Below are 11074 nucleotides of genomic sequence, written 5' to 3'. Positions count from 1 at the left end.
GGCAACTACCAGCTGGAGGGCGCACAGCGTCAGGCCAAGGGCGATATCACGCCCAAGACCTTGCAGACGGCGCCTCTGGTGGTTAAGGACAAGTACTTTGACGGTTCCACCGAAGCGCAGCTGGACTCGCCGGGCCTGATCGGCGTGGTGGCGGGCGACAAGGTGCAGGCGCAGGCCAAGGCTCAGTTCCAGGATCTGCTGGCCGGCGAGGGCAAGCAGGTCAAGGTCAAGCTGAACCTGGACGGCGCTGATGCGGGCAACTACCAGCTGGCGCAGAACCTGGTCGAGATCCTGGGTCGAATCAAGGGTCTGGATTCGCAAGGGCAGACCGCAGGCTTGGTCGTAAAGACCCAAGGCGGCAATGCCACCAGCGGTGCGAGCGGCGTGGGCAATGGCGGCGGCAACGGCGGCGGCAACGGTGTTGGAGCTGGTGCCGGCGTCGGAGCGGCGGCGGGCGCTCAGGGCGCGATCGCCTTGCCGGCAACAGGCCCGGCGCCCAGCTTGCTGGCGCTGGCTGACGGGGCTGGCACAGCCGGGCGCGGTGCTTCGGCGCTGGCGGTGGACGGCAGCCAGCAGCTGTTGCGCAATGGCGGCCAGGTGAGTTTGAGCCTGGCCGGCAACGCGCCAACCGAAACGGTGCAAAACGTGTTGCCCTTGTTCCGCGACGGCGGTGCCAATGGGGGGCTGGATCGTCTGGGTCACTACCTGGTGCAGGACCAGGGTGACAGCCTGAGCCTGATGCCACGCAGCTTGGCCGAAGCCGAGCTGCCCAAGCTGGACAGCCAGGCCGTCAGTGCCCGTGCCGAGACCCTGCTCGATCTGGGCCAGGGCGAGACGGCCAGCATGACGCTGGAGTTGCTGGCCAACGGCACCTTGCGTGCCGCCATGCCGCCGCAAGCCGCGCAGCTGGGCGCCGAGGTGCTCAGCGCCCACGGCCTGAGCACGCTCAAGCGCAAGGCCGGTGTGCCGGTGGATCAGGTGCGCAATATCGTCTTGCGCTTCGACGCCAAGCGCTAAGTTCCACGGTCCGGGGCAGTGCCCCGGATCATGGAGCACTTCCACATCAAGACGGCGCCGAACAGGCCCGGTCGGCCTTGCCTGTGTGAGCAGCTGAGAGCGGCCGGGCCTTTTTCGTTAGCCGCTCTAAGCGGCCGTCGGCCGGCAAGACCTGACCCTGTCGGCTGACATCTGTCCGCTTGTTGCCCGCGCGGCTTGATCTCGACAATCCGCGGCGCCAGTCACCTTCTACCCCCGGCTGGATGTTTCATGAGGCCGCCATGATCGAGTCTTTGCCCCCGCAGCAAGCCCTGGACATCGTTGGCGATGTGCATGGAGAGTTCGAGGCCTTGTGCGCCTTGCTGGCTGCCCTGGGTTATGACGAGCAGGGCCGGCATGCGCAGGGCAGGCGCCTGGTCTTTGTCGGTGATTTGTGTGACCGTGGGCCGGACAGCCCCGCCGTCATCCGCTGGGTGCAGCGCAGCGTGGAGGCCGGCCGGGCCCAGATGGTTTTGGGCAACCATGAGCTGAATCTTTTGCGTGGCGCACGCAAGGCGGGCAATGACTGGTTCTGGGCCGAGGGCCGCGCCAGCGACCAGAAGTTCGGCCTCTGCGCTCAGGCCACGGCAGACGATCGCGCGGAGTTTCTGGACTTCTTTTCCCGCCAGCCCCTGGCCCTGAGCCGGGCTGATATTCGCGTCAGCCATGCGGCCTGGCATGGCCAGTCCCTGGCCCATGTGCAAGCGCTCAGCGCTCTGAGGTCTGGGCTGGGCAGCTTTGCCGACTGGTTTGCGCGCCTGGACGCCCATGCCCTGGCCAGCCAGGTGGGCCAGGGCTGGCATGAGTTGGCGCAGCAGCAAAAAGCCTTGTGGCGCGCGCATTTTCAGAACCCGCAATTCGCCATGCCCCGCTTGGACGCCCTGGGTCATCTGGACGCGGCGCGGCAGATGCTCAACCCCTTGCGGGTGCTGACCTCGGGCCTGGAGCGCAAGGCGCCCGCCCCCTTCTTCGCCAGCGGCCTGTGGCGCTTTGCCGAGCGGGTGGCCTGGTGGGATGAGTATCAGGAGGAGACCCCGGTCGTGGTGGGCCACTACTGGCGCCAGTTCCTGCCGCTGGACCGGGCCCAGCTGGGCAAGGAAGATGCCGATTTGTTTGCCGAGGTGGCGCCCACCCAATGGCTGGGCCAGCGAGCCAATGTGTTTTGCGTGGACTTTTCGGTGGGTGGGCGCTATCAGGAGCGACTCCAAGGCCAGGCCGGTGCCTGCACCCGGCTGGCCGCTCTGCGCTGGCCCGAGCGCGAGCTGATGCTGGACACCGGTGAGCGGCTGACGACGACGGGGTATCGTGCTGCCTCCCACTTAGCTACTTCCCAATTAGCTGCCCAAGCCAGCCGCCATGACGACAGCCGACACTGAACTCGCTCGCCTCCTTCTGCCGCAGCTGCAAGCACTCGAATGCGAGCTGCAGCTGGACAAGACCACGGCCGACCTGCCCCGCCTCCAAGCCTTGCTGCACCCCGACTTCCGCGAGATCGGCTACTCGGGCCGCAGCTACCAGCGCAGCGAGATGCTGGCCTTGTTGATCGCTGCCGACGAGGCAGCTTCGCCCAGCCCGCGCCAGGTTCATGCCCAGAACTTTCAGGTCCAGCTGCTGGCGCCTGGCCTGGCCTTGCTGACTTATGAGTCGGCCCATCGCGATGCCCAGGGCCACCTGCACAGACATAGCCGCCGCAGCTCGCTCTGGCGATTGGGTGCGCAAGGCTGGCAGATGCAGTTCCATCAGGGCACGCCCTGCGCGGCCTGGGAATAGTGCCGGGCTTGGCCCGCTTGCCAGCCTGCGTGCGTCGGCAGAATCGCTGCCTCAGCGAAGCAGCCGGAGTGGGGAATCACAGTGGCAAGAAATATTGAGATCAAGGCCCAGGTCGCCGATATGGCCCGGCTGCTGCAAGCGGCCCAAGCCCTGGCCGGGGCGTCGGCGCAAAGGGTGGAGCAGGACGACACATTTTTCAACTGCGAGCGAGGCCGGCTGAAGCTGTGCGCCTTCCCGGAACGGCCCGGCCACGGGGAGCTGATCTTCTACCAGCGTGCCGACGCCACTGGGCCCAAGGCCAGCTTTTATGAGATCGCCACGACCCGCTGTGCGGACGAGCTGCGCCGCACCTTGAGCCTGGCCTATGGTCAAGCGGGCCGGGTGCGCAAGATACGTCGCTTTGTAAAGATTGGCCGCAGCCGGGTGCATCTGGATCAGGTGGAGGGCCTGGGTGACTTCATGGAGCTGGAGGTGGAGTTGGTCGAGGGCGAGAGTGAACTCGGGGGCCAGCAAGAGGCGCAGGCGCTGATGCTGGCCCTGGGCCTACAAGACGCCCCCTTGATCGCCGGGGCCTACACCGACCTGCTGCAGGCGCGCAAGCCGTAGCGGGAGTCAAGGCAGGGAGTCAGGGGCGGGCGCAACAGTTTGTGCGCCAGGCGATTTTTCGCCGCCCATCCCCAATTTCGATGTTGACTTTTTGGCAAGTCGCCTATTGCTCCTAGGGTTGACCCGAGCATCGCAACAGGGGCTTCCGTTCATACACTGCCATCCTTCCATCGCCCAGAGGGAGTCGCGGCAGGGAGGGCAAAAGTCAAAGAACTTCAGATCCGCTGGAGCTTGAGAGACCGATGACAAAGCGCCCAAGCGCTGCTCGGTTGAGCAAGGTCCAGCAGGGAAGATCTGCAGCCCAGCGATTCGGGGTGTTGGTTCAAGACCTGAGGGGGAGTGCTTGACCATGCGCTTGTTTGTCGGCTCATCGCCGTTGAAAGTTTCCTTTGCTTCATCTACCGCGACATCGACGCTGGCCTTGAGCCTGCTGTTAGGTGTGGGCCTGAACGTTTCTGCGCAGACTTCCCCCGCCAAGCCCGCTACAGCCGGAGCTGCCAAGGCCGATGCCGATGCCGACAGCGCCGAGGAGCGCGCGCAAAAAACCGCCGACCGAGTGTTCACCTGGATCCGATTCCATAACGAAGCCACGGCCAAGAAGCAGAGCGCGGCGGCCGCGGCGGCGGCTGCCACGGCCACGGTCTCGGCGAACGAAAAAGACAAGGACAAGGACAAGACTGCAGGCGCGCAGGCACAGAGCAAGTCGGCGAACAGCAATAGCAAGTCGGCTGCCGGCAACTCCTCGCGCGGCGAGGCCGAGCGCCTGGCCCAGGCGCACCGGGCTTCGCAGCAAGAGGGCAGCAATGCGGCAGCAGCAAGCAGCGCCGCGGTCGCCACGGCGGCTGCCGATACGCCCGCCGCGCGCGGCAATGCACCGGCGGCCACCACCGCAGCCGCCCCGGCTGGCAATAGCGGCAGCGCATCGGCCGCCGCCGAGCTGAGTCAATCCGCCGCCGCGAGCCAGCTGGCCCTGGCCCCAGCCACGGCCCGCCCGGCCGAGGCCAAGCCGGCGTCGACCGCAGTGGCCGCCGCCGCCGTGGCAGAGGAAGAGCCGGTGCTCAAGCTGATCCACCGCGTCGAACCCAAGATACCGCGCCGCTTGTTGAATGACTTCAATGGCGGCACGGTGGTCCTGCGCTTTGTGGTGCAGACGGACGGCAGCGTCAAGCAGGCCGAGGCCATGCGCTCTACCAGCAGCCGCCTGAGCGCGGTCGCCGTCGAAGCCGTCTCGCAATGGCGCTTCGAGCCCATCTCCAAGCCGCGCGAAGGCCGGGTCGAAGTGGGCTTCCGCCCACCGGAATAAGGATCGCCGCAGCGCGCCGTGGCGCTGCGCAAAGAACGCTCAGTCGCGCTCCTGTCTGCGTGCCAAGCCCTGCCGCCAGGCCGCTTGGAAGGCGGCAAGGTTTTGACCCAGGGTTGGCGTGGCGTCCTCGGGCTCCAACGCTCGCACCAGGCAAGCCGCTGCCGCCCCCGCTGCGGCGCAGTCGGCCACTTGCTCGGGCGCTAACAAACCGCCGATGGCCACCACCGGTCGCCCCGCCATCCGCACCCACCAGGCCAGATTGCGCGGGCCCTGGGGCAGCCAAGGCATGTCCTTGGTCGTGGTGGCGCAGACCGGGCCGCAGGCGATGTAGTGAGGCCGCAGTCCGCGTGCCCGCGCCAGCTCCCACAAGCTGTGGCTAGACAGCCCCAGCTTGGCGCCGCTGCGCAGAATCTGCCGCCGCTCGCTGGGCTTGAGCGCAGCCCAATCCTCCTGGCCCAGATGCAGGGCGCTGGCGCCGGCATCGAGTGCCAGCTGCCAGTGGTCATTGATCCATAGCTGGCTGCTGCCGCGCGCCCGGCCCAGCGTCGATTCCAGCGCGGATTGGATGCCGTATTGCAAGGCCAGTTCCGACTGCTTGTGCTGTGCCTTGATGCGCAGCTGGATCTGCCGCAGCCCCAGGCCCGCCAGCTCGGCGACACGCTCGGGTTTGTCGGTGATGGCGTAGAGGCCCAGATCGGCGTTTGTCGAGTCAGCGCCATCGTCCAGCAAGGCCTGGGTCCAGCGCGCCAAGATGGCCGCGTCGGGCGCGATCTCATCGTTGAAACCCATCACCGGCATGGCCAGGGCCGTCTCGGCAAAAGCCGCGATGGCCTTCACCGGCCCGGCTCCCGCGCCTGCGGCATAACTGTTTTGCAGCGCTGACCAGGTCAGCATCTTGGCCAGCAAGACCGCATCCGGCAGCGGGTAACCCTGGGCCAGGGCGGCAGCGGCCGCCGTGGCGAAGGTGCAGCCGCTGCCGTGGTGATGGGCTTGGGGCTGGCGCGGCAAGGCCAGCCAGCCTTGCACCGGCTGCTGCAGCACATGCGCGTCCAGCCAGTCCAGGGACAAGGCCTCGGCGCCGGGCGTGCTGGCGATGTCATCGCCGCCGGTGATGCAGACCGCTTGCGCGCCCAGCTCCCGCAAGGCTTGGGCCAGCAGGGGCGTGGGCTGGGCTTGTTCCTCCAGGCCCAGCAGGCGCAAGGCCTCGCGGCGGTTGGGTGTGATCAGGGTGGCGCGCGGCAGCAAATGTTCGCGGTAGGCCTGGATCAGGGCCGCATCGGCAAAGGCCGCGCCGCCAGCCGTGGCGCCCAGCACCGGGTCGATGACGAGGTCCACCGGCCCGCTGCGGCGCAAGTCATCGATGCACTGGGCCACGCAGGCGATCGCCGCCGTGCTGGCCAGCAGGCCGCATTTGAGGGCGCGGGGGCGCAGGTCTTGGGCCAGGGCCTGCAGCTGCGCTTGCAATTGCGCGGGCGGCTGTGGGAACACGGCGTCGACGCCCAGCGAGTTCTGCGCCGTCACCGCCGCCACCACGGGGCAGAGATGCACACCCAGGGCCGCCGCCGCACGAGTGTCGGCCGCCAGGCCGGCGCCGCCGCCGCTGTCGGTGCCGGCGATGCTCCAGATGATGGGCGGGCGGCCTTCATCGGCTTGTGGCCAGGGCGAGGGCAAGCAGGGTGTGGGTAGTTTGTTGAAGATGTTCTTCATGCTCAGCCCAGCAAAAAAGCATGGCCGCTGACCGGGGTGGAGGCCACGGCAAAGCTCTGCGGCGCCATCAGCCCGGCCAGAAAACCTTGGCGCCCTCCGCGCACCGCATCGCGAAAAGCCGCGGCCATGGCCACCGGCTCGCGCGCCTGCGCCACGGCCGAGTTGAGCAGCACCGCATCAAAGCCCAGCTCCAGGGCCTGGGCCGCATGCGAGGGCGCGCCCAGGCCGGCGTCGATGATGAGCGTGGCTTGGGGCAAGCGCTCGCGCAGGGTGCGCAGAGCTTGTGGGTTGATCAGGCCTTGGCCCGAGCCAATCGGCGCGCCCCAGGGCATCAGCACCGTGCAGCCGGCCTCGTCCAGCAGGCGTCGGCAGAGCACCAGATCGTCGGTGCAGTAGGGAAAGACCGCGAAGCCCGCACGGCTGAGTTCGGTGGCGGCGGCCAGTAGCTCGAAGGGCTCGGGCTGCAAGGTGTGCTCGTCACCCACCACCTCCAGCTTGATCCAGTGCGTGCCGTACAACTCACGCGCCATCTGCGCCAGTTGTACCGCCTCGCGGGCCGTGCGGCAACCGGCGGTATTGGGCAGCAGGCGCACGCCGCGCGCCTGCGCCGCTTGCAAGGCCTGGGCCACAAAGCCGTTGTCGCCCGCCAGCAGCGTGCGCTTAAGCCCCAGGGTCAGGACCGAGCATTGCGAGACTTCGACCGCCTCCACCAGGGTCTGTGGGCTGGGGTAGCCGGCGGTGCCGAGGAAGAGGCGGCTGTTCAGCGCCTGGCCGTCGATGATGAGATCGTCCTGCATGAGCTCAGCCTCCGACGATGGGTTTGAAAAGCAAGACGGTATCGCCGTCATGCAAGGGGGTGCCAGGTCTTGCCTCACGCGGCACAAAGCGGCCGTTCAAGGCCGTGGCCACGCTCTCGGGCGAGCGCTGGCTTTGTTCCAGCAACTGGGCCAGGGTGGTGTGGGCGGGCAGGCTCAGGGCCTGCTCGTCGAGTTGTATTTGGATGGTGGTGCTCATCTCAGGATTCCAAATTGCCCAGCCCGGTCTGCAGCAGCAGCAGCTGCACCAGGGCCGGCGCTAACAGCCAGCCATGGCGGTACATGCCGTTGAGCCGGATCAGGCCGGGTTCGGCCCGGGCCAGGGGTTTGTTGTCGGGCAGTGCGGGGCGCAGATTGCGGTCCAGGCGGGTGATGCGGGCCTCGCTGAGCGAGGGCATGATGCTGTGCGCGGCGGCCATCAGCTCCACGGCGGATTGCAGGCTGACGGGGGAACGGTCTTCGCTTTCGATCTCGCTGGCACCGAGTACCAATTCGTCCGGCGTGCGCGGCACCAGGTAGATGCGGTGGCGTGGGTGCAGCAGGCGCACCGGGCGGCGCAGGCCATGTTTCGCCAATTCCAGGCCGATGACCTCGCCCCGCACGCCGCGCAGCTTTTCGGTCAGCGGCTCGCTGCGCGCGCCCAAGCCTCGGCAGTCGATCACCCAGTCAAAGGCCTGCTCCGCGCCGTTTTGCAGAACCAGGCAGCCGGGCGCCAGCTCGCGCACCGGCGTTTGCCAACACCATTGCACGCTGCTGGCCGCTTGATGCAGGGCGGCCATGGCCTGTGGTGGGTGGATCAGGCCCTCGCCCGCCAGCAGCCAGGCTTGCACGCCGCTGTGCAGCAGGGCGGGCTCCAGCGAGCGCAAGGCGGTGGCGTCCAGACGTTCGAGACCCGCTGCCTCAGCGCCCAGCCTGGCCAGCACCCGCTGAGCAGCGGCCAGGTCGGGGCGGTGGGCGATCAGCAGGCTGCCCTCGCATTGCAGGCGCACCGGCGCTTGCAGCTGGCAAACGATTTGCGGCCACAGGCGCAGCGAGGCCCAGCCCAGGCGGGCGATCTCGGCCTCGGCCTTCTCCAGCTCTGCCAGCGGGCTCAGCATGCCGGCGGCGGTGAAGGCGGCAGCGCCCTGGCCGTCGAACAAGGGGGCTGGGCCGAGGCCGGCCTCGAAGACCTGCACACTGTGACCGGCCCGGCTTAAGGCCCAAGCGAACAGGCGGCCGGCCAAGCCGGCGCCGGCGATGGCAATCTGCAAAGCCATCTCAGTTGCTCCCGTTTGTGGCTGCGGCCAAGCTGGGTGGTGGGGTGTCCCCGCAGCGTAAGTAAAGGAGGAGCCCGCGCAGCGGGCGGGGGACATGGAGCTGCGGGGATGCCCCGCTGCCCAGCGTCTCCCGCGCTGGCAGGGTTCTGCTCACAAACTGGCAGACCCTCATCTCAGACCGGCTGAATCGGGATATACAACTCCCCACCCTGCGCCTTGAACTCCGCGCTTTTCTCTGCCATGCCCTTGTCGGCCTCCAGCTTGGCCGAGTAGTCCCGCACATCCTGGGTGATCTTCATGGAGCAGAACTTGGGGCCGCACATGGAGCAAAAGTGCGCGACCTTGGCGCTGTCCTTGGGCAGGGTTTCGTCGTGGTATTCACGCGCCGTCTCCGGGTCCAGGCCCAGATTGAACTGGTCGGTCCAGCGGAAGTCGAAGCGAGCTTTGGACAAGGCGTCGTCGCGGGCGCGCGCCCCCGGATGGCCCTTGGCGATGTCGGCGGCGTGGGCGGCGATGCGGTAGGCCATCAGGCCTTGCTTGACGTCGTCGCGGTCGGGCAGGCCCAGATGCTCCTTGGGCGTCACATAGCAGAGCATGGCGCAGCCGAACCAGCCGATCATGGCCGCACCGATGCCGGAGGTGATGTGGTCGTAGCCGGGCGCGATGTCCGTGGTTAAGGGGCCGAGCGTGTAGAAGGGCGCTTCGTCGCAGTGCTTGAGCTGCTCGGTCATGTTTTCTTGAATCATGTGCATGGGCACATGGCCGGGGCCTTCGATCATGGTCTGCACATCGTGCTTCCAGGCGATCTTGGTCAGCTCGCCCAAGGTGCGCAGCTCGGCGAACTGGGCCTCGTCATTGGCGTCCGAGAGGCTGCCGGGCCGCAGGCCGTCGCCCAGCGAGAAGCTGACGTCGTAGGCCTTCATGATTTCGCAGATCTCTTCGAAATGCGTGTAGAGGAAGTTCTCCTTGTGATGCGCGATGCACCACTTGGCCAGGATGGAGCCGCCGCGCGAGACGATGCCGGTGCGACGCTTGACCGTCATGGGGATGAAGGGCAAACGAACACCCGCGTGGATGGTGAAGTAGTCCACCCCTTGCTCGGCTTGCTCGATCAGCGTGTCGCGGAACAAGTCCCAGGTGAGGTCCTCGGCCACGCCGCCCACCTTCTCCAAGGCCTGGTAAATGGGCACGGTGCCGATGGGCACGGAGGCGTTGCGGATGATCCAGTCGCGGGTGGTGTGGATATTGCGGCCGGTGCTCAGGTCCATCACCGTGTCGGCGCCCCAGCGGGTGGCCCAGACCAGTTTCTCAACCTCTTCCTCGATACCCGAGCTGACGGCGGAGTTGCCGATATTGGCATTCACCTTCACCAGGAAATTGCGCCCGATGATCATGGGCTCCAGCTCGGTGTGGTTGATATTGGCCGGGATGATGGCGCGGCCGCGCGCGATTTCTTCACGCACAAACTCCGGCGTGATGATTTTTGGAATGGCCGCGCCCATGGGCGTGCCGCGCAGGCGCTGTTCGCGCTCGGCGTCGGCCTCGTACTCGCGCATCCAGTCGTGGCGCTGGTTTTCGCGTATGGCCACGTACTCCATCTCCGGCGTGATGATGCCGCGCCGCGCGTAATGCATCTGGCTGACATTGGCGCCGGCCTTGGCACGGCGGGGTTGGCGCTGCAGGCCCACGCTGGCTTCGCGCAGGCTCAGCTGCTGGGCTTGCTCGCGCAGGCCGTCGTCCACCAGCTGGATCTCGCGGCCGGTGTAGGCCTCGGTGTCACCGCGCGCTTCCACCCAGGCGGCGCGGATGGCGGGCAGGCCACGGCGCACATCGATGTCGGCTTGCGGGTCGGTGTAAGGGCCCGAGCTGTCGTAGACCGTCACCGTCTCGCCATTGGTGAGCGCGATGGCGCGCTGGGGCACGCGGATATCAGCGTGGATCTGGCCGGGCAGATAGAGCTTGCTCGACGCGGGCAAGGGCTGGCGGGTCAGCTGAATCGAGGCCTGAAACTCGGCCGAGGCCGTGGAGGTAGCGGCGGCGGAGACATCGGGCTCGGCCTGGTCCAGCTTGGGGGTGGTGATGGTGTTCATGGCAGCTTGCGGCTCCTGCGAAGGAAAACATGGGAATGTTTGTCTCCGGAGTGCCTGAGCTAGGGCCGGTGTTTGAGGGCGCTGGGGAGCGCCGGCTCTCGACCTAGACGCCGCGCCCGGATGGGGCTAGTGGCAATCGGGCGAGGGCCTTGGATGCGTGAGGACAGGCTTGGCTGCGATGCGTGCCGCCCTGTGGCGGGCTTTGGCATCGGCCCTGGTGTCTGCGTCAAGCTGCATCCAGGGCCCGCACCCGTGGAGGCGGGAGCAGGCTCTTCTTACGCCGGTATCAACCGGATCAAGTTCAGCGGGTCCATGGCTTCCACCACATCTCAGCCCGGTGCGACAAGCTTTGTCTGCACATCAGGGCTCCCCGGAGCGAAGCGCGAGTATAGGACCTGATCTGCCCCGCTTCAGCGAAGGGCCCTCACAGCCGTTCGATTTTCGGACGATCGACCGGAAATCGAACGCTTGCCCCGGTCGACCGAGCTCGCC

Annotated in this window: 10 protein-coding genes and 1 riboswitch; of the genes, 5 read left to right on the top strand and 5 right to left on the bottom strand. The window is 67.2% G+C overall.

The features are described from left to right. The 5 genes from DBR47_RS20555 to DBR47_RS20535 form a co-directional block, all read left to right on the top strand. Positions 1-1017: YDG domain-containing protein (locus DBR47_RS20555; protein WP_197047197.1), on the top strand; the 1017-nt coding region annotated here is incomplete at its 5' end. Between the two features lie 260 nt (positions 1018-1277). Beyond that, complete coding sequence (locus DBR47_RS20550; protein WP_231512419.1) at positions 1278-2411, top strand: metallophosphoesterase; 1134 nt, start codon at positions 1278-1280, stop codon at positions 2409-2411. Continuing rightward, a complete protein-coding gene (locus DBR47_RS20545; RefSeq protein ID WP_124453571.1) occupies positions 2392-2805 on the top strand; it encodes a DUF4440 domain-containing protein in 414 nt (137 codons plus the stop codon). Before DBR47_RS20550 ends, DBR47_RS20545 begins: the two co-directional genes overlap by 20 nt. An 81-nt stretch (positions 2806-2886) precedes the next feature. Next, on the top strand, positions 2887-3411 hold the full coding sequence (locus DBR47_RS20540) for a class IV adenylate cyclase (RefSeq protein ID WP_124453570.1): 525 nt from the start codon (positions 2887-2889) through the stop codon (positions 3409-3411). 421 nt (positions 3412-3832) lie between these two features. Beyond that, positions 3833-4714, top strand: a complete 882-nt coding sequence (locus tag DBR47_RS20535) for a TonB family protein (protein ID WP_197047196.1) — start codon at positions 3833-3835, stop codon at positions 4712-4714. Positions 4715-4753: 39 nt separating this feature from the next. On the opposite strand, the gene DBR47_RS20530 is transcribed toward DBR47_RS20535, so the two are convergent. From DBR47_RS20530 to thiC, 5 genes are all read right to left on the bottom strand, one after another. Then, complete coding sequence (locus tag DBR47_RS20530) at positions 4754-6421, bottom strand: bifunctional hydroxymethylpyrimidine kinase/phosphomethylpyrimidine kinase (protein ID WP_124453567.1); 1668 nt, start codon at positions 6419-6421, stop codon at positions 4754-4756. Positions 6422-6423: 2 nt separating this feature from the next. After that, positions 6424-7218 (bottom strand): thiazole synthase, encoded by a 795-nt coding sequence (locus DBR47_RS20525; RefSeq protein ID WP_197047195.1) that lies wholly within the window; start codon positions 7216-7218, stop codon positions 6424-6426. A 4-nt stretch (positions 7219-7222) separates the two neighbouring features. Beyond that, on the bottom strand, positions 7223-7435 hold the full coding sequence (gene thiS, locus DBR47_RS20520) for a sulfur carrier protein ThiS (RefSeq protein WP_124453563.1): 213 nt from the start codon (positions 7433-7435) through the stop codon (positions 7223-7225). A gap of 1 nt (position 7436) precedes the next feature. Continuing rightward, positions 7437-8492, bottom strand: a complete 1056-nt coding sequence (locus DBR47_RS20515; RefSeq protein ID WP_197047194.1) for an FAD-dependent oxidoreductase — start codon at positions 8490-8492, stop codon at positions 7437-7439. 173 nt (positions 8493-8665) lie between these two features. Then, complete coding sequence (gene thiC, locus DBR47_RS20510) at positions 8666-10582, bottom strand: phosphomethylpyrimidine synthase ThiC (RefSeq protein ID WP_124453561.1); 1917 nt, start codon at positions 10580-10582, stop codon at positions 8666-8668. A 255-nt stretch (positions 10583-10837) separates the two neighbouring features. Then, positions 10838-10965: riboswitch (TPP riboswitch) on the bottom strand. Positions 10966-11074: the final 109 nt, after the last annotated feature.

This window comes from Paucibacter sp. KBW04, assembly GCF_003852425.1.
Lineage (GTDB): Bacteria > Pseudomonadota > Gammaproteobacteria > Burkholderiales > Burkholderiaceae_C > Paucibacter_A.
This window is presented reverse-complemented; position numbering and strand designations above follow the sequence as displayed.

Bases quoted from the DNA above. Each gene is read 5' to 3' on its own strand.
- DBR47_RS20550 (WP_231512419.1), top strand. From the start codon at position 1,278: ATGATCGAGTCTTTGCCCCCGCAGCAAGCCCTGGACATCGTTGGCGAT.
- DBR47_RS20545 (WP_124453571.1), top strand. From the start codon at position 2,392: ATGACGACAGCCGACACTGAACTCGCTCGCCTCCTTCTGCCGCAGCTG.
- DBR47_RS20530 (WP_124453567.1), bottom strand. From the start codon at position 6,421: ATGAAGAACATCTTCAACAAACTACCCACACCCTGCTTGCCCTCGCCC.
- DBR47_RS20525 (WP_197047195.1), bottom strand. From the start codon at position 7,218: ATGCAGGACGATCTCATCATCGACGGCCAGGCGCTGAACAGCCGCCTC.
- thiS (WP_124453563.1), bottom strand. From the start codon at position 7,435: ATGAGCACCACCATCCAAATACAACTCGACGAGCAGGCCCTGAGCCTG.
- DBR47_RS20515 (WP_197047194.1), bottom strand. From the start codon at position 8,492: ATGGCTTTGCAGATTGCCATCGCCGGCGCCGGCTTGGCCGGCCGCCTG.
- thiC (WP_124453561.1), bottom strand. From the start codon at position 10,582: ATGAACACCATCACCACCCCCAAGCTGGACCAGGCCGAGCCCGATGTC.